20 protein-coding genes and 1 riboswitch are annotated in these 20,799 nt (G+C 72.1%); of the genes, 8 read left to right on the top strand and 12 right to left on the bottom strand.

The window, feature by feature from the left end; all coding sequences use genetic code 11:
- Positions 1-12: 12 nt before the first annotated feature.
- Together ABT354_RS08040 and ABT354_RS08035 are read right to left on the bottom strand one after the other, a co-directional pair.
- Positions 13-432 carry a PIN domain nuclease gene (locus ABT354_RS08040; protein ID WP_351490557.1) on the bottom strand — a complete coding sequence of 140 codons (420 nt, stop codon included), beginning with the start codon at positions 430-432 and terminating at the stop codon, positions 13-15.
- Positions 423-629: a type II toxin-antitoxin system VapB family antitoxin gene (locus ABT354_RS08035; protein WP_351490555.1), complete on the bottom strand. Its 207-nt coding sequence runs from the start codon at positions 627-629 to the stop codon at positions 423-425. Before ABT354_RS08035 ends, ABT354_RS08040 begins: the two co-directional genes overlap by 10 nt.
- 239 nt (positions 630-868) lie before the next feature.
- Positions 869-967, top strand: a riboswitch (adenosylcobalamin-variant (AdoCbl-variant) riboswitch).
- A 153-nt stretch (positions 968-1,120) separates the two neighbouring features.
- Between ABT354_RS08035 and ABT354_RS08030 the strand changes: the two genes are divergently transcribed.
- Positions 1,121-3,559 (top strand): ribonucleoside-diphosphate reductase subunit alpha, encoded by a 2,439-nt coding sequence (locus tag ABT354_RS08030; RefSeq protein ID WP_351490553.1) that lies wholly within the window; start codon positions 1,121-1,123, stop codon positions 3,557-3,559.
- 59 nt (positions 3,560-3,618) lie between these two features.
- The gene (locus ABT354_RS08025) at positions 3,619-4,626 is read left to right on the top strand and encodes a ribonucleotide-diphosphate reductase subunit beta (RefSeq protein ID WP_351490550.1); all 1,008 of its coding nucleotides are present in this window, start codon (positions 3,619-3,621) and stop codon (positions 4,624-4,626) included.
- A 120-nt stretch (positions 4,627-4,746) separates the two neighbouring features.
- Here ABT354_RS08025 and def read toward each other — a convergent pair whose 3' ends face one another.
- From def to ABT354_RS07985, 8 genes are all read right to left on the bottom strand, one after another.
- Positions 4,747-5,400: a peptide deformylase gene (gene def, locus ABT354_RS08020; RefSeq protein WP_351490548.1), complete on the bottom strand. Its 654-nt coding sequence runs from the start codon at positions 5,398-5,400 to the stop codon at positions 4,747-4,749.
- A 317-nt stretch (positions 5,401-5,717) separates the two neighbouring features.
- Positions 5,718-6,719, bottom strand: coding sequence for a tetratricopeptide repeat protein (locus ABT354_RS08015; protein ID WP_351490546.1), 1,002 nt, complete (start codon positions 6,717-6,719; stop codon positions 5,718-5,720).
- Between the two features lie 244 nt (positions 6,720-6,963).
- Positions 6,964-8,310, bottom strand: coding sequence for an HD-GYP domain-containing protein (locus ABT354_RS08010; RefSeq protein WP_351490544.1), 1,347 nt, complete (start codon positions 8,308-8,310; stop codon positions 6,964-6,966).
- A 116-nt stretch (positions 8,311-8,426) separates the two neighbouring features.
- Positions 8,427-10,007, bottom strand: a complete 1,581-nt coding sequence (locus ABT354_RS08005; protein WP_351490542.1) for an HD-GYP domain-containing protein — start codon at positions 10,005-10,007, stop codon at positions 8,427-8,429.
- 249 nt (positions 10,008-10,256) lie between these two features.
- The gene (rsrA, locus tag ABT354_RS08000) at positions 10,257-10,568 is read right to left on the bottom strand and encodes a mycothiol system anti-sigma-R factor (protein ID WP_351490540.1); all 312 of its coding nucleotides are present in this window, start codon (positions 10,566-10,568) and stop codon (positions 10,257-10,259) included.
- Complete coding sequence (locus ABT354_RS07995; protein ID WP_502983368.1) at positions 10,565-11,218, bottom strand: sigma-70 family RNA polymerase sigma factor; 654 nt, start codon at positions 11,216-11,218, stop codon at positions 10,565-10,567. Before ABT354_RS07995 ends, rsrA begins: the two co-directional genes overlap by 4 nt.
- A gap of 254 nt (positions 11,219-11,472) precedes the next feature.
- Positions 11,473-12,126 carry an alpha/beta hydrolase family protein gene (locus ABT354_RS07990; protein ID WP_351490536.1) on the bottom strand — a complete coding sequence of 218 codons (654 nt, stop codon included), beginning with the start codon at positions 12,124-12,126 and terminating at the stop codon, positions 11,473-11,475.
- Between the two features lie 38 nt (positions 12,127-12,164).
- A complete protein-coding gene (locus tag ABT354_RS07985; RefSeq protein WP_351490533.1) occupies positions 12,165-12,989 on the bottom strand; it encodes an SOS response-associated peptidase in 825 nt (274 codons plus the stop codon).
- 49 nt (positions 12,990-13,038) lie between these two features.
- On the opposite strand from ABT354_RS07985, the gene ABT354_RS07980 reads away from it, so the two are divergent.
- The 4 genes from ABT354_RS07980 (at position 13,039) to ABT354_RS07965 (ending at position 16,754) form a co-directional block, all read left to right on the top strand.
- A complete protein-coding gene (locus tag ABT354_RS07980; protein ID WP_351491127.1) occupies positions 13,039-13,794 on the top strand; it encodes a M50 family metallopeptidase in 756 nt (251 codons plus the stop codon).
- A 101-nt stretch (positions 13,795-13,895) separates the two neighbouring features.
- Positions 13,896-15,215, top strand: a complete 1,320-nt coding sequence (gene aroA / locus ABT354_RS07975; RefSeq protein ID WP_351490531.1) for a 3-phosphoshikimate 1-carboxyvinyltransferase — start codon at positions 13,896-13,898, stop codon at positions 15,213-15,215.
- A 12-nt stretch (positions 15,216-15,227) separates the two neighbouring features.
- Complete coding sequence (gene rsgA, locus ABT354_RS07970; protein ID WP_351490528.1) at positions 15,228-16,241, top strand: ribosome small subunit-dependent GTPase A; 1,014 nt, start codon at positions 15,228-15,230, stop codon at positions 16,239-16,241.
- A gap of 189 nt (positions 16,242-16,430) precedes the next feature.
- Positions 16,431-16,754: a DMT family transporter gene (locus ABT354_RS07965; RefSeq protein ID WP_351490525.1), complete on the top strand. Its 324-nt coding sequence runs from the start codon at positions 16,431-16,433 to the stop codon at positions 16,752-16,754.
- On the opposite strand, the gene ABT354_RS07960 is transcribed toward ABT354_RS07965, so the two are convergent.
- Positions 16,730-17,467, bottom strand: coding sequence for a TetR/AcrR family transcriptional regulator (locus tag ABT354_RS07960; RefSeq protein ID WP_351490522.1), 738 nt, complete (start codon positions 17,465-17,467; stop codon positions 16,730-16,732). The genes ABT354_RS07965 and ABT354_RS07960 overlap by 25 nt on opposite strands.
- 149 nt (positions 17,468-17,616) lie before the next feature.
- On the opposite strand from ABT354_RS07960, the gene hisN reads away from it, so the two are divergent.
- Both hisN and ABT354_RS07950 read left to right on the top strand, forming a co-directional pair.
- A complete protein-coding gene (gene hisN, locus ABT354_RS07955) occupies positions 17,617-18,417 on the top strand; it encodes a histidinol-phosphatase (protein WP_351490520.1) in 801 nt (266 codons plus the stop codon).
- Between the two features lie 191 nt (positions 18,418-18,608).
- A complete protein-coding gene (locus ABT354_RS07950; RefSeq protein WP_351490517.1) occupies positions 18,609-19,013 on the top strand; it encodes a CBS domain-containing protein in 405 nt (134 codons plus the stop codon).
- A gap of 214 nt (positions 19,014-19,227) precedes the next feature.
- On the opposite strand, the gene ABT354_RS07945 is transcribed toward ABT354_RS07950, so the two are convergent.
- Entirely contained in the window at positions 19,228-20,679 is a 1,452-nt protein-coding gene (locus ABT354_RS07945; protein WP_351490515.1) for a catalase, read from the bottom strand.
- Between the last annotated feature and the right edge of the window lie 120 nt (positions 20,680-20,799).

Below are 20,799 nucleotides of genomic sequence, written 5' to 3'. Positions count from 1 at the left end.
CAGTCGCGCGCCTCAGTCGGCGGTCCCCCGGGGCACGATCCACTCCGTGGGCTGCCCGGTGACCTCGGCGATCTGATCGAAGTCACCGTCGTAGTGGAGCACGGCCAGCCCATGGCGCTCGGCCGTGGCCGCCACCAGCAGATCCGGGATGGAGAAGGCCCGGTGACTGCCCTTCTGGGCGCAGATGCCCTGCACCTCGATGGCACGGCCCACGATCTCGTCCGTCGTCGGGAACCACTCGAAGGAGCGGCGCCGGCCGAGCATGCGCTCGTAGTCGTCCGCGTTCCGCGCGCTGTAGAGCATTCCCAGATCGATGATCCCCGATGTACCCACGAGCCCTCTCAGCAGCAGGGGCTCCAGGGCCGCCCGCACACCGGGCTTCCCGGCCCGCGCCCAGGCGCTCTTGTCGACCAGGTATCGCGCTACCGCCATGCCTCTGCCATCGTCTCGGGGTCGGACAGATCCGGATAATCTCCTGCGGCCAGCTCATCGAGATGCCGCAGCTGGGTCTCCAGCGCCACCAGCCGCCGGAGCGCCTCGTTGACCGTCGCCTTCTTGGTTCCGGTGCCCAGTATGGCGGCGGCCTGCGCCAGGAGTTCGTCGTCGAGGTCGATCTGTGTCGTCGTCATGATGACCTCCCGTTTCACATGCGAGCATGTATGCGAATTCACCCAGAGCGCATACATAAATGCTGCCGTCCAGCATACACACTCGGGGTGATTTCCCCCATCCAGCGGACTCCATCCCTGAATGGCCGGACCCGCGAAGCCCCTCCGGACGCTTACGCTCAGCTCACCCACCGCCACCCCCACGACACAACATCTGGGGGGCATCACCACCCATCGCCACCACATGTATGCTCATCTCGCTGTCGACGCAGAGGAATCCGGTGAGAATCCGGAACTGTCCCGCAACGGTGTGCCGTGGTGCCTTTGTCGTACCCGCCAGTCCGAACGTCTGCCGACGGCGCGCCCGGGTCGACCGTCCCGGGCGCCGATACGTCCGGGCCTCGCGGTAAGGGCTGGGGACGCCGACAGGAACGCGGCCCGCGCAGGGGTGCGCGCCCTGCGGCCTGCCCTCCCACCTCCTGGCCCGCGAGCCGAGCGAGGGAGAGCCCCACGTGACCATCGCGCCAGCCGATCCGGCTTCGGACAGCGCCGAGCAGATCTCCGGGGTCAAGCGCCCCCAGGTCGCCGGAGGGGCATCCGTGCCCGTCCCCGGGCAGAGCGAGGACGGCCCCGGAACCGCCCTGCTGCGGACCCTCACCGACCTCACCGTCGATCTGCCGGACACCGACCCCGGACGGGTCGCCGCCGCCGCACTCCGCGGCCGGCACCCCGGATCGGACACGGCCGAGCTGCGTGGACTGGCCACCGACGCCGCCGCGGGCCTGATCTCCGAGGACCCCGCCTACTCCCGGCTCGCCGCCCGGCTGCTGACCATCACCATCGCCGAGGAGGCCGCGAGCCAGGGTGCCGTCTCCTTCTCCGCCTCGGTCGCCGTCGGCCATGCCGAGGGCCTGATCGCCGACCGGACCGCCGACCTGGTCATCCGGCACGCCGCCCGGCTCGACGCCCTGATCGACACCGCCGGTGACGACCGCTTCGGCTACTTCGGACTGCGCACCCTCTACAGCCGCTATCTGCTGCGCCACCCCATCACCCGCAAGGTGGTCGAGACCCCGCAGCACTTCATGCTCCGGGTGGCCTGCGGACTGGCCGAGGACGACTCGGAGCGGGCGCTGGACGAGGTCGCCGCGCTCTACGGGCTGATGAGCCGGCTGGACTACCTGCCGTCCTCGCCCACCCTCTTCAACTCGGGCACCCGCCACCCGCAGATGTCCTCCTGCTACCTCCTGGACTCCCCCCAGGACGAGCTGGACTCCATCTACGGCCGCTACCACCAGGTCGCCCGGCTCTCCAAGCACGCCGGCGGCATCGGTCTGTCGTACTCCCGGATCCGCTCCCGCGGCTCCCTGATCCGCGGCACCAACGGTCACTCCAACGGGATCGTGCCGTTCCTGAAGACCCTGGACGCCTCGGTCGCCGCCGTGAACCAGGGCGGCCGTCGCAAGGGCGCCGCCGCCGTCTATCTGGAGACCTGGCACGCGGACATCGAGGAGTTCCTGGAGCTGCGCGACAACACCGGCGAGGACGCCCGGCGCACCCACAACCTCAACCTCGCCCACTGGATCCCGGACGAGTTCATGCGCCGGGTCCAGGACGACACCGAGTGGTCGCTCTTCTCCCCCGCCGACGTTCCCGAGCTGGTGGACCTGTGGGGCGAGGAGTTCGACGCCGCCTACCGCAAGGCCGAGGCCGCCGGGCTCGCCCGCCGGACCATGCCCGCCCGTGAGCTGTACGGCCGGATGATGCGCACCCTGGCCCAGACCGGCAACGGCTGGATGACCTTCAAGGACGCCGCCAACCGCACCGCCAACCAGACCGCGCTGCCCGGCCACACCGTCCACTCCTCCAACCTCTGCACCGAGATCCTGGAGGTCACCAACGACGACGAGACCGCCGTCTGCAACCTCGGCTCGGTCAACCTCGGCGCCTTCGTCAGCGGCGGGGACATCGACTGGGAGCGGCTGGACGCCACCGTACGGACCGCGGTGACCTTCCTCGACCGGGTCGTCGACATCAACTTCTACCCGACCGAGCAGGCGGGCCGCTCCAACTCCACCTGGCGCCCGGTGGGCCTGGGCGCCATGGGCCTCCAGGACGTCTTCTTCCAGCTGCGGCTGCCCTTCGACTCCGCCGAGGCCCGCGCGCTCTCCACCCGGATCTCCGAGCGGATCATGCTCGCCGCGTACGAGGCCTCCACCGATCTCGCCGAGCGCAACGGACCGCTCCCCGCCTGGGAGAAGACCCGTACCGCACAGGGCGTGCTCCACCCGGACCACTACGGGGTCGAGCACCACTGGCCCGAGCGCTGGGCCGCGCTGCGCGAGCGGATCGCCACCACCGGTATGCGCAACTCGCTGGTCCTGGCCATCGCGCCGACCGCGACCATCGCCTCCATCGCCGGTGTGTACGAGTGCATCGAGCCGCAGGTCTCCAACCTCTTCAAGCGGGAGACCCTCTCCGGCGAGTTCCTCCAGGTCAACTCCTATCTGGTGGCGGAGCTGAAGCGGCTCGGTGTCTGGGACGCCCAGACCCGTGAGGCACTGCGCGACGCCAATGGCTCCATCCAGGGCTTCGGCTGGGTCCCGGACGAGGTGCGCGACCTGTACCGCACGGCCTGGGAGATCCCCCAGCGCGGTCTGATCGACATGGCCGCCGCGCGGACCCCGTACATCGACCAGTCGCAGTCGCTGAACCTCTTCCTGGAGACGCCGACCATCGGCAAGCTCAGCTCGATGTACGCCTACGCCTGGAAGCAGGGGCTGAAGACCACGTACTACCTGCGGTCCCGCCCGGCGACCCGGATCGCGCGCGCCGCCGGTGCCAGCACCGTGCCCGCCGCGACGGCCACCGTCCCGGTGCAGCAGGTCTCGCAGGACGACGCGGTCGCATGCTCCCTGGAGAACCCCGAGTCCTGCGAAGCCTGCCAGTAAGCCCCCTCCCCGCCCCGCTCCCCACCTCTGGAGGACGGCGCCCCGCGCCGCCGACTGTCATGACCGAGAAGAATCTGCTCGACCCCGGCTTCGAGCTCACCCTCCGCCCGATGCGCTACCCCGACTTCTACGAGCGCTACCGGGACGCGATCAAGAACACCTGGACCGTCGAGGAGGTGGACCTCCACTCCGACGTGGCCGACCTGGCCAAGCTCACCCCCGGTGAGCAGCATCTGATCGGCCGGCTGGTGGCCTTCTTCGCCACCGGTGACTCGATCGTCGCCAACAATCTGGTGCTGACGCTCTACAAGCACATCAACTCCCCCGAGGCCCGGCTCTACCTCAGCCGGCAGCTCTTCGAGGAGGCCGTGCACGTCCAGTTCTATCTGACGCTGCTGGACACCTATCTCCCCGACCCGGAGGACCGCACGGCGGCCTTCGCGGCCGTCGAGAACATCCCCTCCATCCGCGAGAAGGCGCAGTTCTGCTTCAAGTGGATGGACTCGGTCGAGAAGCTGGACCAGCTGGAGACCCAGGCCGACCGCCGTCGTTTCCTGCTCAACCTGATCTGCTTCGCCGCCTGTATCGAGGGGCTGTTCTTCTACGGGGCCTTCGCCTATGTGTACTGGTTCCGCTCGCGCGGGCTGCTGCACGGCCTGGCCACCGGCACCAACTGGGTCTTCCGTGACGAGACCATGCACATGAACTTCGCCTTCGAGGTCGTGGACACGGTCCGCAAGGAGGAGCCGGAGCTGTTCGACGACGCCCTTCAGCAGCAGGTCACCGACATGCTGCGGGAGGCCGTCGAGGCCGAGCTGCAGTTCGGCCAGGACCTGTGCGGCGACGGTCTGCCGGGCATGAACACCGAGTCGATGCGCGAGTACCTGGAGTGCGTCGCGGACCAGCGGCTGGTACGGCTGGGCTTCGCCCCGGTGTACGGCTCGGAGAACCCCTTCTCCTTCATGGAGCTTCAGGGTGTCCAGGAGCTGACCAACTTCTTCGAGCGCCGTCCCTCCGCCTACCAGGTGGCGGTCGAGGGTTCGGTGGACCTCGGCGAGGACTTCTGACCGTCTGACCCGGCCGGACCCGTCGGTTCGGTCGGGCCGGCCCCGGCCACAGCGGAAGGGCCCCGCTCGCGATGATGCGAGCGGGGCCCTTCCGCATGTCGTCCCCGGGGGTGGCCGGGGTCAGTCGTTGGCGACGACCGGGTAGCGGGGGGTGCCCTCCGCCATCTGCCGCAGCGCGTCCTTGCGGTCCCGCTTGGAGAGCCGGTCGATGTAGAGCTGACCGTAGAGGTGGTCGGTCTCGTGCTGGAGGCAGCGGGCGAAGTAGCCGGTGCCCCGCACCTTGATCGGGTTGCCGTGCAGATCCACGCCGCTGACCTCGGCGTAGTCGGGGCGGGCCAGCTCGGCGTAGGCGGTCGGCACGGAGAGGCAGCCCTCATTGGAGCTGTCGAGCGCCCGGCGCTCCGGGGGCAGCTCGGCGAGGACCGGGTTGATCACATAGCCGACATGGCGGACGCCGTCGTCGTCCGGGCAGTCGTAGACGAAGACCTTGCGGCCGACGCCGATCTGGTTGGCGGCCAGGCCCACGCCCTCGGCGGTGCGCTGGCTGGCGAACATGTCGTCGACCAGCCGGGCCAGCTCCTCGTCGAACACGGTGACGTCCTGGCACTCCTGGTGGAGGACCGGATTGCCGACGACCGTGATGGGACGCGAGGTCCCGCGCTCCCGGAAGGCGGCCTCACGCGCCTCGCAGTCCTCCGTGTCCACGACAAAGCCGTCGTCGTCCACGGCAAAGGTCTCCTTGACCTGCTGGTCGGTCTCCTGCTGCGACGCCATGTCTGCCGTACGCCTTCCTCGGTCCTCGGTGCTGGGTGAGCGACCGTCCCCGGCCGGCCGACGGCCGACCGGGCACACGCTGTCCGTACAGCCTACGGGCAGTCGTCACCGGCGCGTCGCGGAAGAGCCCGGAAGGCCCCGGAAGGAGTGGGGAGAGACGGGAAGGAGCGGGAAGGAGCGGGAAGGGACAGGGCGGGGCATCGGGTACGGAGGGCGAGGTGCGGGGCGGACCGGGACGCGGAGGCGGACCGGGACGCGGAGGCGGACCGGGACGCGGAGGCGGACCGGGACGCGGAGGCGGACCGGGACGCGGAGGGTCAGCACACCTCTTCGAGATCCCGCCATTCCCGGGTGTCCGGACTGTCGGCGACCCAGCCGTCGAGCAGCCCGCGCACCAGGGAGGCGGGGGCGGCTATCCCGCACTCGCGCTCCGCCGACCACAGCTCCCCGGCGGTGCGATGGCCCAGCGGCCCCGGATGGCCGGGCTCGCTGTGGTCATGCGGGTCCAGATGCTCCCCCTCGCCCTCCGCGCTCGGCATCCGGCTCTCGGAGCAGGAGCGGCAGAGCAGCCGTACGGAGGAGGACCAGTCCTCGGCGGCACAGCCCGCGTCGGAGGCGAGCCGCTCCAGGGCGTCCCGGTCGGCCTCGGTGGCCGCCTCCAGCAGAACCACCCAGGTGGGTACGGGTGAGGGCGCCCACAGCTCGATCTCGTCGAAGACCGGGTACGAGGGGCCGGCGGCGGTGGTCCGCTCCCCGTTGGGGACGCCGTCGTGCAGGACGACCTCGCCCCAGCGGCGGCCGGAGGAGGGCAGCGGGATGGAGAGCACCTCGATCCGGGCCGGGTCGAGCCGGCGGCCCCAGACCACCTCGGCCTCGCCCTCGGGGGAGAGCCGTACGGCGGCGCTGCCGAGGTCCATGGCGAGCGGTTCCCGGTCGGGGGCGAGGGCCGGGCCGCCCCGGGCGGGCAGGCCGGGGACCTTCAGGCCGTACGCCTGCCAGGCGCGGCGGGCCAGCGGCCAGTCCTGGAGGGCGGTGGCGGCGATCCCGACATTCCACCAGTCGGGGGCGCCGGCGCTCCGGTCGAGCAGGGCCACGGCCCGCAGTCCGGCGGCCCGCGCCTGCTCCCAGTCATGGCGGAACTTGTGCAGCAGGGCGAGGTTGAACCAGGACTCGGAGAGCCAGGGCTCCAGATCCGCCGCTCTGGTCAGCAACGCGCCCGCGTCCTCGTACCGGCCGTCGCCGATCAGGGTGAACGCGCGGTCGGTGGCCTTCCGCCACGAGGCGGACGGTCGATGCCGTACCTTCCCGAAGATCTTCACGATTACCGCCTGCCGGTCGTTCGGGTGATGTTCCCGGACGCTGTTGGTGTACTTCCTGACGTTCGTTCGTGTGCCCGCTTGACGCCGACCTTCTCTCTCTTCGCATCCAACCATGCCCGCCTTAAGGCTGGCTCATTACCCATGGGTTACCCCTGGGGGCAGGGGCGCAGACGCCTGTCGGAGGCACAGCGGGGCGGATCCCGCGACCGGATCGGCTCAGGATCGGCTCCGGATCCCGGCCGGATCAGTCCCCGGCGGTGCCCGGGACGCCCCGGGAGCCCGGAGCACCCGGGTGCGCGCCGGTCCCCCCGGCCTGGAAGGGGGCGGGGACGGCGGGGCGGGAGCGGCGGGGCGCGACCGGCCCGATCCGGGCGAGGACCCGGGCCAGGGACTCCACGACCTCCGGCTCGTACTCCCGCCCGGCGCCGAGCCGCAGCCGCTCCAGCGCCCCGAGCGGACCACCCGGGGTAGCGGCACCGGAGAGATCGTCGTACGCGTTGACCACCCGGACGATCCGGGCGGTCAGCGGCTGCTCCGGGTAGGGATCGGCCATCCGCTCCACCACCACGGCGACCTCGGCGGGGACGCCCGTCTGCCGGACCACGGCCCCGCCGAGCCGGGCGATCCGGCGCTGTTCGGCGGGGCGGAGCAGCGCGGTCGCCCCGTCGGGCACGGGGTCGACCAGGGAGAGCTGCCCGATGTCATGCATGAGGGCGGCGTACTCCAGCACGGTCAGCTCCTCCCCGGTGAGCCCCATCTCCCGGCCGACGGCGAGGCTGAGCGCGGCGACCCGGCGGGAGTGGCCGGGCGAGGTGTATCCGGCGATCTCGGTGGAGCGGGCGAGGGATGCGATGGTCTGGCGGTAGGTGGCGCGGACCGCCTCGTACCGGCGGAAGGAGAGCTGGGTGAGGAGGAGCGGCACACAGAAGACGGGCAGCGCCCAGAGCCCGGCGACGGCGACGGCGAGGGCGATGACGGCCCCGGTGGCGCAGACCGCCGAGCCGATGCCGCGCAGCGCGCGCAGCTCGTCCCGCAGGAGGGGGCCGTAGGGGAATCCCGTGCGGGCGCGGAGCAGCAGGGCGACGACGACGGCGTCACAGAGCGCGGTCAGGACGGTGAGGACCAGCAGGAAGAGGGCGTACGAGGAGCCCTGCGCCCACTGGACCAGCTCGCCGGAGTTGTAGATGGGCTGGAAGCAGACGGCGGCGAAGGTGGCGGTCATGACGCGCCGGACGGCGTGGTCCAGGGCGGGTCCGGGGGTACGGGCGAGCTGGGGCAGGGCGCCGGTGAGGACTCCGGCGGCGACGACGGTGACGACCTGGGGGACGCCATGGCTGGTGGGGGTGCCGCCGCATTCGCCGAGGAGGGCGTAGGCGAGGACCCCGGCGGCGCCCAGTGGGGCGGGCTCGCGCTCCCCGGGGGCGGCGCCCCAGCGGGCCAGCTCCCCGACGGCGATGAGGGCGCCGAAGGCGAGGGCCTTGCCGGGTGCGTGGAGGCCGTCACGGAGGGTGGCGGCGAGGGCGGTGACGACGAGGAGTGCGGCGCCGGTGTGGAGCAGGGCCAGGACGACGGTGCCGGGGCGGGGGAGCATCCGGGCCCGGGGCCTGCGTGGGCGGGGGCCCGCACAGGGCCTGGTCCGATTCCGGTTCCAGGGCCGGGGCCGGCTCCGGGGCTGTTTCCGGGGTCGGGGCAGGGAGGGGCGGGGGCTCATGCGGGACCGCCCCGGGTGGGTGCGCGCCCGGCGACCCGCACGGGCTGGGAGGGGATGCCGGGGCCGGTGGCCCCGCCCGGTCCCGTGCCGCTCCGTCCCCCCGGTCCGGAGCCGCTCCGCCCGGCGGGCTCGGCCCTGCCGCCCTGCTCGGTCTTGACGTACGGCTCGGCCCTGGAGCCCTGCTCGGTGCGGGCGGCGGGGTCGGTCGGTCCGGCGTGCTCGGTCCTGGCGTACGGCTCGGTGCGGGCGGCCGCATCGGTCCTGCCGCCCGGGTCGGTGGTGTCGTCGGAGGTGACCTCCGTCTCCCAGCCGTGCCGCTCCAGCGCGCGCACCAGCGCCTCCACCATCCGGGAGTCGAACTGGGCACCCGCGCACCGCCGCAGCTCCGCCAGGGCGACCGGCACCGGCCGGGCCCGGGAGTAGGAGCGGGTCGAGGTCATCGCGTCGAAGGCGTCGGCGACCGCCACCACCCGGGCGACCTCGGGGATCCGCTCCCCGGCCAGCCCGCAGGGGTAGCCGGTACCGTCCATCCGTTCGTGGTGGTGGAGGATGGCCGAGCGCGCCTCGCCCAGGAAGCCGATGCCGCGCACGATCTCATGGCCGTACTCGGGGTGCAGCTGGATCACCCGGCGTTCGTCGGGGGTGAGCGGCCCCTCCTTGCGCAGGATCCGGGTGGGTACGCCCAGCTTGCCCACATCGTGCAGGATCCCGGCGAAGCGGATGACCTCGGTACGGCGTTCGTCCCAGCTCAGCTCGCGGGCGATCAGCACGGAGGCCCGGCCGACCCGCTCGCTGTGGCCGCGGGTGTAGCGGTCCTTGAGGTCGACGGCCTGCACCAGGGAGCGGATGGTGGCCTGATGGGCGAAGCGCTCCCGGTGGTACTGGGCGAAGAGCCAGCACGAGATGTACATGGGCAGCAGGACGAAGAGGGCGGAGACCGGGCCGTAGGGGCTGGTCCACAGGACCGCCATCATCAGCCCGGCGAGCCCGTGCACCAGATGGGGCACCAGGGAGCGCAGCAGCAGCCCGCGCCAGGCGGTGCGCGCCCGCTGGCGCTCGGCGGTGGCCAGGATCCCGGCCTCCAGCACGGTGAGGACCAGGCAGAAGACCAGGGCCGCGGCGGCGGCGGGGAGCAGGGCGTGGGGGAAGCGGGGGGCGGCGGTCCCGCCGAGCGCCACCTCGCCGCCGAGCAGCGCGTCGGTGGTCGCGGCGGACCAGGTGGCCAGGGCGAGCTGGGCGGCGCGCCAGATCCGGCGGAGCGTCACGGGGGCGCCGGTGACCTGTCCGAGCAGCGCCCCGGGGACGGCGACCAGCGCGGCGGCGGCCGGGGGCAGCAGAAAGGCGGCGGCGAGCAGGACGGGGAAGAAGGAGCCGGCGCTCACCGGGACGGAGGGGCCGAGATGGCGGCAGCGGGAGGGCAGCTCGCACCCCGCGTAGAGCACGGCCAACAGCCCCACGACCGTCCAGCCGGTCCAGCCCGCCTGGCTCTGCTGCCGGAGCGCGGGCAGTGCGCACGCCACCGCGCACAGCGCGACGCAGAGAATGTACGCGCGTGCCGTCGCCGGTACAGCCCTCACGGCGCCGCCCCCCTTCGCCTCTCGCGCGTCACGCTAGCGAGTCGGGACGGGTGGTGCCGCCGCGTCGGCCGTTGTTCGCACAGACGAGTGACAGCGGGTACGTACGAAGAGGGCGCGCCCGGTCCGGCCGGGCGCGCCCTCTTCGTACAGACGCGCGTACAGATCCCCGTACATCCATATCCCGCGTGCGGGTGGTACGGGTACGGCGGCGGGTACCGGTCCGGGTACGGCTACCGGTACGGCGGGCGGTCAGTCGCCCCGGGGGGCCTCCGCCGTGACGGTGACGTCCTCGTCCGGGACGGTCTGTCCGGAGCGGATCAGATCGATCCGGCCCATGACCTTCGCCCGCAGATCGGCGGGGACGTCGTCATGGCCGCAGCACCGCTTGACCAGCTTCTTGACGGCCTGCTCCAGACCGTACTTCTCCAGGCAGGGGGAGCACTCCTCGAAGTGCGACTCGAACTTGGTGCAGTCGCTGTCCGGCATCTCCCGGTCAAGGAACTCATAGAGATGGTCGAGCACCTCCGAGCAGTCCGTCTCGTGCGGGTCTCCGCAGCTCATGAGCCCGAACCTTTCGCTTTGTCCGACTCCCCGGCACCGGCCGGTACGAGTCCGCGCTCACGCGCGTAGTCCTCCAGCATGCCGCGCAGCTGGCGGCGGCCCCGGTGCAGACGGGACATCACCGTACCGATGGGCGTACCCATGATGTCCGCGATCTCCTTGTAGGCAAAGCCTTCGACGTCCGCGAGATAGACGGCGATCCGGAACTCCTCGGGGATCGCCTGGAGCGCGGACTTCACATCGGAGTCGGGCAGGTGGTCGAGGGCCTGGGACTCGGCGGAGCGCAGACCGGTCGACATATGCGACTCGGCGCGCGCGAGCTGCCAGTCCTCGATCTCCTCGGCCGCGCTGCGCTGGGGTTCGCGCTGCTTCTTGCGGTACGAGTTGATGAACGTATTGGTCAGGATCCGGTACAGCCACGCCTTGAGGTTGGTGCCCTCACGGAACTGGTGGAAGGAGCCGTACGCCTTGGCAAAGGTCTCCTGCACCAGGTCCTCGGCGTCGGCGGGGTTGCGCGTCATGCGCAACGCTGCGGAGTACATCTGGTCCAGGAATCCGAGAGCGTCCCGCTCGAAGCGGGCGTTGCGCTCGGCAGCCGTCTCCGCGGGCTGTGCCGTCTGGCCGTCGTCGGTCCCAGTGACCGGACCCACCTCCTCCGATGATCCGGGTCCGGGTGCGGACCCGTTCGCTTCGGAGAATAGTCGACCTGTGGCCTGGGGATCCTGTCGGCCGAGTCCGCGGGGGGTCCGGCCGGGGGCCGTCCGCGCCGCGGTGAGCACGGTCCACTCCAGCTCGGCCGTGCCGGTGCGGCGGGGGCAGATGGTCGAACCCATGCGCGGGACTCCCTACTCCATGCTCTGCTGCTGACGTCCTGACACTCGGTGCAACAGGGTGGAGCGCCGGGTCATTCCCCCAGGGTCCGGGCCCAGGCACGGACCGCTTCCGTGATCGTTGTCACAGTGGTCTCCTCGGTGATACCCGCCCGCCGGGGGACGGCGAAGCCATGGTCGGCCTCCGCGATCTCCACCAGGTCGTACGCCCCTTCGGGGAACTCGGCGGGCCGGCCGAAGGGATCGTGGCCGCCTTGGACCACCAGGGTGGGCAGCCCGGTGGAGAGCAGCTCGTCGGCGCGGGAGCGCTCGGGGCGGCCGGGCGGGTGAAGGGGGAAGGAGAGCGCGAGTACGGCGGTGGCGCCCAGCTCCCGGCCGGTGCGGCAGGCGACCCGGGCGCCCGCGCTGCGCCCGCCCGCGATCACCGGGAGGCCGGGGCGCAGCAGGGCGGGCCAGAGGCCGCGCCAGGCGGTGTCGAGGGTCTTCGGGGCGGGGGCGACCTTCTTTCCGGCGACCCGCCAGGGCTGCTCCACCAGGGCGACGGTGATCCCGTCGGCGGGGAGGGCGGCGGCGAGGGCGAGGAGATCACGGGTGGCGGTGCCGCCGCCCGCGCCATGGCCGAGGGCGAGGACGCGGCGGGGGCGGTCGGCGGGGTGCCAGAGGATCCGGGCGGGGCCGGTGGGGCCGGTGTCGATGATGTCGACGGTGTCAATGGGGTCCGTGGTCACGGGGTCATCCTGCCCCGAGGGGGCGGGCGGGGGCGGCGTCAGAAGAGTGTTTCCTCCTCCGGGCCCTCCAGCTCGGTCAGCAACTCCGGTCCGTTGTTGCGGACATTACTGACCGCCGTGGTCACCGGGTATGCCCTCATCAGCCCCTCCGGCGGGGGCGCGAGCAGCGGTACGAGCCGTTCCACCTGGGTCGTCCCCGGGTCCAGCCAGGCGTCCCAGAGGTCGGGGGTGAGCATCAGCGGCATCCGGGGGTGGATCTCCGCCAGGGAGTGCGGGCCCTGGGCCGGTGCCACTCCGAGCGGCCCCTTCTCCGCCTCGGTCGTCAGGACGGTGCAGGTGGCCCACCAGGCCCGGGGGTCGTCGTCGGGCAGGGTCCGGTCCCGCCAGAACTCGTACAGTCCCGCCATCGCGAAGACCGAGCCGTCCGCCGGGGTGACGAAGTACGGCTGCTTGCGGGGCCGTTTCCGCTTCCCCTGTTCCTCCAGCTCCCGCTCCCCCTCCCCGGTCACCCACTCGTAATAGCCGTCGGCGGGGACGATGCAGCGCCGGGCGGCGAAGGGGCGCCGGAAGGAGGGCTTCTCGTGCACCGTCTCCGACCGGGCGTTGATCATCCGGGCGGCGCCCTCGGGGGTCTTGGCCCAGGACGGCACCAGTCCCCAGCGGAGCCGGCGGAGCTGGCGAACCGGACGGCGGTCCTCCGCGTCTTTCAGGGGGCGTTCCAGAACCGCGTAGACCTCTTTGGTGGGGGCCACGTTCCAGTCGGGGGCCAGGCTCTCCGTACCGAAATCGGGGTCCCACTTATCCACGCCGAAGAGGTCCACCAGGTCCTCCGGCCGCCGGCTGGCCGCATACCGTCCACACATGAGTGCCACACTGCCACTCCCGCCCGCCGCACAAGGAGTCACCCCAGAAATGGCCCCAGAAATAGAAAGCGCTCATTCCGTTTTGACCACGCTCGGTAGCGCTTCCCTCGGCGGGCTGTGGGACCGGCTGACCGGCACCCAGCCGGCCCCGGAGCAGTGGCTGATCGTGGCCACGGCGGTGGCCGCCCTCGCCCTCGTCCTCCCCCGGCCGCTCTGGCGGCTCTCGCGCAATGCCGTCACCATCGCCCACGAGGGCGGCCACGGTCTGGTGGCCCTGCTCACCGGCCGCACCCTGGAGGGCATACGGCTGCACTCCGACACCAGCGGACTGACCGTGAGCCGGGGCCGGCCCACCGGACTCGGCATGGTCCTCACCGCCGCCGCCGGCTACACCGCCCCGCCCCTCCTCGGCCTCGGCGGCGCCTGGCTGCTCGCCTCCGGCCGGGTCACCCTGCTGCTCTGGGCGGCGACCGCCCTGCTGCTCGCCCTGCTGGTGCGGATCCGCAACGCGTACGGGATGCTCACGGTCGTCCTCACCTCGGCCGCGTTCCTGCTGGTCTCCTGGCGGGGCACGGCCGACGCCCAGGCGGCGTTCGCCTATGGGTCGGTCTGGTTCCTGCTGCTGGGCGGGGTGCGCCCGGTCTTCGAACTCCAGGCGACGCGGCGGCACGGCGGCGCCCCCGACTCCGACGCCGACCAGCTCTCCCGCCTCACCCAGGTGCCCGCCGGGCTCTGGCTCCTCCTCTTCCATGTGTTCTCCCTCTCCTGCCTCATCGGCGGCGCCCGCTGGATGCTCGACCTCTGACCGGGCCGCCGCGCCCCGGACACCCCTTCGTCACCTCCCTGCCGCTTTGATCAAGATCGTGGCTTCGGCCGAGCCACGGTCACAGCACTAGAGTGGGGCGCATGACCGAAGCGCCCGTGCACCCCGTCCTCTGGCCAGCCCCCTACGCGAGGGGAGCCGTCGACGCGACGGTGACCGTGCCGGGATCGAAGTCGGTCACCAACCGCGCCCTCGTCCTGGCCGCCCTCGCCGCCGAGCCCGGTGTGCTGCGCCGCCCGCTGCGCTCCCGTGACAGCCTGCTGATGGCCCAGGCCCTGCGCGCCCTCGGCGTCGGCATCGAGGAGACCACCGGCGACGACGGGGACGAGATCTGGCGGGTCGCCCCCGCCGGTCTGCACGGCCCCGCCACCGTCGACGTGGGCAACGCGGGCACCGTGATGCGCTTCCTGCCCCCCGTCGCCGCCCTCGCCGACGGCCCCGTCCGCTTCGACGGCGACCCCCGCTCGTACGAGCGCCCCCTGCACGGCGTCATCGACGCGCTGCGCGTCCTCGGCGCCCGCATCGACGACGACGGCCGGGGCGCCCTGCCCCTGACCGTGCACGGACACGGCGCCCTCAACGGCGGCCCGGTCGACGTCGACGCCTCCTCCTCGTCGCAGTTCGTCTCCGCGCTGCTGCTCTCCGCGCCCCGCTTCAACCAGGGCGTCGAGGTCCGCAACACCGGCGAGCGACTGCCCTCCCTGCCGCACATCCGGATGACCGTCGACATGCTGCGCGCGGCCGGCGCCCAGGTCGACGTGGAGGAGTCCGGCGGTGAGCCGGGTGTCTGGCGGGTCGCCCCCTCCGCCGTGCTCGGCCGGGACATCACCATCGAGCCCGATCTCTCCAACGCCCAGCCCTTCCTCGCCGCCGCCCTGATCACCGGCGGCCGGGTCACCGTCCGTGACTGGCCCCGGCACACCACCCAGCCCGGTGACGCGCTGCGCGGGATCTTCACCGACATGGGCGGCTCCTGCGAGCTGACCGACGCGGGCCTGACCTTCACCGGCACCGGCCGGATCCACGGCATCGACGTCGACCTGAGCGAGGTCGGCGAGCTGACCCCGGGCATCGCCGCCGTCGCCGCCCTCGCCGACTCCCCCTCCACCCTGCGCGGGGTGGCCCATCTCCGGCTGCACGAGACCGACCGGCTCGCCGCGCTGACCAAGGAGATCAACGGGCTCGGCGGCGATGTCACCGAGACCGAGGACGGTCTGCACATCCGCCCCCGCCCGCTGCACGGCGGCGCCTTCCACACCTACGACGACCACCGGATGGCCACCGCGGGCGCCATCATCGGTCTCGCCGTCGAGGGTGTCGAGATCGAGAATGTGGGGACCACCGCCAAGACCCTGCCCGATTTCCCCCGGATGTGGACCTCCATGCTCGGAACGGAAGACTGAGCGGGGCTCGGCATGCGGCGCTACGGCAAGAACTCCGACGAGGACGACATCCGCGTCCGCCCCAACCGCAAGGGGAACCGACCGCGGACCCATATCCGCCCCAAGCACGAGGACGCCAGCGAGGGCATGGTCCTCACCGTCGACCGGGGCCGGCTCACCTGCCTCGTCGAGGACCGGCTCGTCGTCGCGATGAAGGCGCGGGAACTCGGCCGCAAGGCCGCCGTCGTCGGTGACCGGGTCTGGCTGGTCGGCGACACCTCCGGGGCGAAGGACACCCTGGCGCGGATCGTGCGGATCGGCGAGCGCGCCTCCGTCCTGCGCCGCACGGCCGACGACGACGACCCCTACGAGCGGGTCGTCGTCGCCAACGCCGACCAGCTCGCCATCGTCACCGCCCTCGCCGACCCCGAGCCCCGGCCCCGGCTCATCGACCGCTGTCTGGTCGCGGCCTACGACGGCGGGCTCGAACCCCTGCTGGTGCTCACCAAGTCGGATCTGGCCCCGGCGGACGACCTGCTCCAGATGTACGGGGCCCTGGGCGTGCCCCATGTGGTCACCACCCACGACGAGTTCGTGGACGGGGCCGCCGCCGACCGGGTGCACGAGTATCTCGCGGGCCGGACCACGGCCTTCGTCGGACACTCCGGAGTGGGGAAGACCACCCTGGTCAACGCGCTGGTGCCGGAGGAACGGCGCCGGAGCACCGGCCATGTCAACGCGGTCACCGGGCGCGGCCGGCACACCACCACATCGGCGCTCGCCCTGCCGCTGGCCGACGCCCGGGGCGGCTGGGTCATCGACACCCCCGGCGTCCGGTCCTTCGGTCTGAACCATGTGGACCCGACCCGGGTGATCCACGCCTTCCCGGACCTGGAACCGGGTACGGAGAACTGCCCGCGCGGTTGCAGCCACGACGAGCCCGAGTGCGCGCTGGACCAGTGGGTCGCCGAGGGGCACGCCGATCCGGCCCGGCTCCACTCACTGCGCCGGCTGCTCGCCACCCGCGAGCGGCACGAGGGCGACTGACCGGCCCGCACCACCGCCCTCCCCGCCTTCCTCCCCGGGCCCGGCCCGGTGTGATGACGCGCCCACCCGACAGGGGGACATTTCCCCCTTTCGGGGTGTCCGGGTGCCTACAATCGCGCCACATCCGCCGGAGCGGTCGCCCGGAGCGGTCATCCGGAGCGGTCGTCGGCCGACAGGGAGGCACTGCCCATGGCGTGGCTGCTGGTGGTGATCGCCGGACTGCTGGAGACCGGGTTCGCCGTCTGTCTGAAGCTGTCCCACGGGTTCACCCGGCTCTGGCCGACGGTCGCCTTCGCCGCCTTCGCCCTGAGCAGCTTCGGGCTGCTGACCCTGGCCCTGAAACGGCTCGACGTGGGGCCGGCCTACGCGGTGTGGACGGGGATCGGGGCGGCCGGTACCGCGATCTACGGGATGGTCTTCCTCGGCGATCTGGTCTCCGCGCTCAAGATCGTGTCGATCAGCCTGGTGATCCTCGGGGTGATCGGGCTTCAGCTGTCCGGCTCGGCCCACTGAGCCGGAGGCGATGCGGAGCGGCTGCCCTCCGGCACCGGGAACCCTGCGGAGCGGCTCTCCTCCGGCACCGGGAGCCCCGGGGAACGGCTGCCCTCCGCCGCCCCGACCGCCCGGCGCACCAGCGCGCCGACGCCGTCCGGGGCGGGGGCCACCACACAGGAGAGCGCGAGCCGCAGGGCCAGTTCGCAGCGGTCCGCCAGCCCACCGGGCCCCGCGCACGGAGTCACGGTGGCGGTCCCCCAGCGGCCCCGGGGCAACAGCGCCGCCAGCGACCGGTCCCGTACCAGCGCCACCACCTCCGCCGGGCCCGGCAGCCCGGCGTCGGCCCGGCGCTGCGCGGGGGAGACGGCGGGGACGGCACCCGTCCGGACCGGCCGGGGTACGGGGAGCCGCTCGCCCCAGCACCCAGTGAGCAGGGCGTGCAGCAGGGGCCGGGCGCGGGCCTCGCCGACGGTCCACTCGGCGAGCGCCACCACGGTGTCGAGCGGCCCGGCCGTCCGTTCCAGCACCCGGTCCACACCATGGAGATAGGTGTCCGCCTCGCGCCGCACCAGGGCGCGGGCGAGTCCGTCCTTGCTGCCGAACTCGTTGTACAGGGTCTGCCGGGAGAGCCCGGCGGCGAGGGCGACATCGACCATCCGCACCCCCGACCAGGGAATGCGGGCCAGCGCCGTCTGCGCGGCATCCAGCAGGGACTCACGGGCCGTGGGCATCGCCGCCTCCCCGGCCGTCCGGCGCTCCCGGGCCCGATGCCCTCCGCCGTACGGCGCTCCGCCCAGATTTGACGCGCCGTCCGTCACTGTCAAGAGCCATGGGGCGGCCCTGTCCGGCGGGCCGCCGTCCGGTCGCTAGAGTGACGGCCATGCTCGACTACGACGACGATCTGCGTCTCGCCCACGCCCTGGCCGACGCCGCCGACGCCCTCACCATGGACCGCTTCCAGGCGATGGATCTCGCGGTCGAGACCAAGCCGGACATGACCCCGGTCAGCGAGGCCGACAAAGCCGCCGAGGAGGCCCTGCGCGACCGCCTCCAGCAGGCCCGGCCGCAGGACGCGATCCTCGGCGAGGAGTACGGCATCGAGGGGTCGGGGCCGCGCCGCTGGGTGATCGACCCCATCGACGGCACCAAGAACTACGTCCGGGGGGTGCCGGTCTGGGCGACGCTGATCGCGCTGATGGAGGAGGGCGAGGACGGCTTCCGGCCGGTGGTCGGCGTGGTGTCCGCCCCGGCACTGGGCCGGCGCTGGTGGGCGGCGCGGGGCGCGGGCGCGTACACCGGCACCTCGCTCGACTCCGGCACCCGGATCCGGGTCTCCGGGGTGAACCGGCTCCAGGACGCCTCCTTCGCCTACTCCTCACTCAGCGGCTGGGAGGAGCAGGGCCGGCTCGGGGGCTTCCTCGATCTGACGCGCGCCTGCTGGCGCACCCGCGCCTATGGCGACTTCTGGCCGTACATGATGGTGGCCGAGGGATCGGTGGACATCTGCGCGGAGCCGGAGCTGTCGCTGTGGGACATGGCCGCGCTCGCCGTGGTCGTGGAGGAGGCGGGCGGCTTCTTCACCGGCCTCGACGGTGTTCCGGGGACGAACAGCGGAAACGCGGCGGCGTCGAACGGGCTGCTCCACGGTGAGCTGCTCGACCACCTCGACCGGCGCTCCTGACCCCTCAACCGGCGTGACGACCGTGTCATCGGCGGGGGCGGCCCGGGAGCTTCCCGGAAACCGTTCCCGCCGGGGCTCTTGCCGGGACCGCCATGGGCTGCGACTCTGAGGATTCCCCCACTTGTGAACTTGTGAATCGGTTCTCCAGGGGAGCCCCCGGGAGGCCGGTCACCAAGGAGGTGGCTCCATCCATGCTCGTCCGTGACGCCATGAGCACGGTGGTCCTCACTGTCGGACCCGCCCACACCCTGCGCCAGGCCGCCCGGCTGATGGCCGCCCGCCGGGTCGGCGCGGCGGTCGTCCTCGACGGGGAGAGCGAGGGCGGCCCCGGCATCCTGACCGAACGGGACATCCTGGTCTCGGTCGGCGCGGGGCAGGACCCCGACCAGGAGACCGCGGGCTCCCACACCACCACCGACGTCGTCTTCGCCGCCCCGTCCTGGACGCTGGAGGAGGCCGCCGACGCCATGTCCCGGGGCGGTTTCCGGCATCTGATCGTGCTGGACGACCGGGGGCCCGTCGGGGTGGTCTCGGTGCGGGACATCATCCGCTGCTGGGCACCGGTCCGGGACCGGCGGGGCGCCCTGGTGGGCTGAGCCCCGTAGCCCCCGTAACCGCAACCCCGTACCCGTAACCCCGTAACCGCAATCCACAATCCCGTACCCGTGACTCCGCCACCGACCCCGTCCCGGACGGGCCCGTACCGCCCGTACCGCCCGTACCGCCCGTCCGGGACAGGACCCCGGGTACACCGGAGGGCCGGACCCCCCTGGACAGTGGATCCGACCCTCCTTCTACGACAAGCGCCCGTCAGCCACGCAGGGCCTGGACGGCGGCCTCCAGCCGCTTGCCGAAGTCTCCGTCGGCCTGACGGAAGTTGTTGATCGCCCGCTCGGCGATGTCATCGCGGGAGACCTTGGCGATGAAGCCGGAGAGGTTCTCGACCAGACGGGACTTCTCGTCCTCCGACATCAGCCGGTAGAGATTGCCCGCCTGGACGAAGTCGTTGTCCTCGGCGTGGGCGGGGGCCACCTGGTCACCGGTGACCCCGGAGACGGCGGTCGCCGACCACAGCGGCTTGTCCGTCTGGAACGGTCCGCCGAAGCTGTTGGGCTCGTAGTTCTTGGTGCCCTTGTGGCGGCCGTCGTACAGGAAGCCGTCCCGGCTGTTGGTCCGCGCCTCGGTGGCGTGCGGGCGGTTCACCGGCAGATGGTCGGCGTTGATCCCGACCCGGTAGCGGTGGGCGTCGCCGTAGGCGAAGAGCCGGCCCTGGAGCATCTTGTCCGGCGAGGGTCCGATACCCGGCACGAAGTGCGCGGGCGAGAAGATGGACTGCTCGACCTCGGCGAAGATGTTCTCCGGGTTGCGGTTCAGCTCCAGCCGGCCGATCTCGATCGGCGGGTAGTCCTCGTGCGGCCACACCTTGGTGAGGTCGAACGGGTTGAAGCGGTAGGACGCCGCGTCCGCCGCGGGCATGATCTGCACCTGCACGGTCCAGCTCGGGTGGTCGCCGCGCTCGATGGCCTCGCGCAGATCCCGCTGGTGGCTGTCCGGGTCCTCACCGGCGAGGCGGTTGGCCTCGGCCTGGGTCAGGCTCTTGATGCCCTGGTCCGTCTTGAAGTGGTACTTCACCCAGAAGACCTCACCGGCGGCGTTGTTCCACTGGTAGGTGTGGGAGCCGTAGCCGTTCATGTGACGGTACGAGGCGGGAATGCCCCGGTCACCGAAGAGCCAGGTCACCTGGTGGGTGGACTCGGGGGACAGCCCCCAGAAGTCCCAGACGTTGTCCGCCTCCTGCGAGCCGCTGTACGGGTCGCGCTTCTGGGTGTGGATGAAGTCGGGGAACTTGATGGCGTCCTTGATGAAGAACACCGGGGTGTTGTTGCCGACGAGGTCGTAGTTGCCCTCCTCGGTGTAGAACTTCAGCGCGAAGCCCCGGGGGTCGCGGACCGCGTCCGCGGCGCCGAGGTTACCGGCGACGGTGGAGAAGCGGAGGAAGGTCTCCGTCTCCTTGCCGACCTCGGAGAGGAAGGCCGCCCTGGTGTACCGCGTGACATCCGCGGTGACGGTGAAGGTGCCGTAGGCGCCCGCGCCACGGGCGTGCACGACTCGCTCCGGGATGCGCTCGCGGTTGAAGTGCGCGAGCTTCTCCAGGAGGGACTGGTCCTGGAGCAGAACCGGGCCGCCGGCGCCGGCGGTCTCGCTGTTCTGGTTGTCGGCGACCGGCGCTCCGGCCTCCGTGGTGAGCGGTCCCTGCGTCACGTGTAACGCCTCCATGATCGTCGTCCTGGCCCTTGTGCCGATCCGATCCTACGATGGACTTTGTCTAAGTCAAGTGAGCATCCAAAGTCACACCCGTTCGGGATCACGATCCCCCGCTGT

This window comes from Streptomyces sp. NPDC000594, from assembly GCF_040299965.1.
Classification (GTDB): Bacteria; Actinomycetota; Actinomycetes; order Streptomycetales; family Streptomycetaceae; genus Streptomyces.
The sequence above is the reverse complement of the archived record's forward strand: the minus strand, read 5'-3'. Positions and strand labels throughout refer to the sequence as shown.

Excerpts from the sequence above, each read along its gene's own strand:
- rsgA (WP_351490528.1), top strand. The coding sequence starts at position 15,228 with ATGCGGCGCTACGGCAAGAACTCCGACGAGGACGACATCCGCGTCCGC.
- aroA (WP_351490531.1), top strand. The coding sequence starts at position 13,896 with ATGACCGAAGCGCCCGTGCACCCCGTCCTCTGGCCAGCCCCCTACGCG.
- ABT354_RS07965 (WP_351490525.1), top strand. The coding sequence starts at position 16,431 with ATGGCGTGGCTGCTGGTGGTGATCGCCGGACTGCTGGAGACCGGGTTC.
- hisN (WP_351490520.1), top strand. The coding sequence starts at position 17,617 with ATGCTCGACTACGACGACGATCTGCGTCTCGCCCACGCCCTGGCCGAC.
- def (WP_351490548.1), bottom strand. The coding sequence starts at position 5,400 with ATGGCGTCGCAGCAGGAGACCGACCAGCAGGTCAAGGAGACCTTTGCC.
- ABT354_RS07960 (WP_351490522.1), bottom strand. The coding sequence starts at position 17,467 with ATGCCCACGGCCCGTGAGTCCCTGCTGGATGCCGCGCAGACGGCGCTG.
- ABT354_RS07985 (WP_351490533.1), bottom strand. The coding sequence starts at position 12,989 with ATGTGTGGACGGTATGCGGCCAGCCGGCGGCCGGAGGACCTGGTGGAC.
- rsrA (WP_351490540.1), bottom strand. The coding sequence starts at position 10,568 with ATGAGCTGCGGAGACCCGCACGAGACGGACTGCTCGGAGGTGCTCGAC.
- ABT354_RS07950 (WP_351490517.1), top strand. The coding sequence starts at position 18,609 with ATGCTCGTCCGTGACGCCATGAGCACGGTGGTCCTCACTGTCGGACCC.
- ABT354_RS08035 (WP_351490555.1), bottom strand. The coding sequence starts at position 629 with ATGACGACGACACAGATCGACCTCGACGACGAACTCCTGGCGCAGGCC.
- ABT354_RS08040 (WP_351490557.1), bottom strand. The coding sequence starts at position 432 with ATGGCGGTAGCGCGATACCTGGTCGACAAGAGCGCCTGGGCGCGGGCC.
- ABT354_RS08025 (WP_351490550.1), top strand. The coding sequence starts at position 3,619 with ATGACCGAGAAGAATCTGCTCGACCCCGGCTTCGAGCTCACCCTCCGC.
- ABT354_RS08010 (WP_351490544.1), bottom strand. The coding sequence starts at position 8,310 with ATGCTCCCCCGCCCCGGCACCGTCGTCCTGGCCCTGCTCCACACCGGC.
- ABT354_RS07980 (WP_351491127.1), top strand. The coding sequence starts at position 13,039 with ATGGCCCCAGAAATAGAAAGCGCTCATTCCGTTTTGACCACGCTCGGT.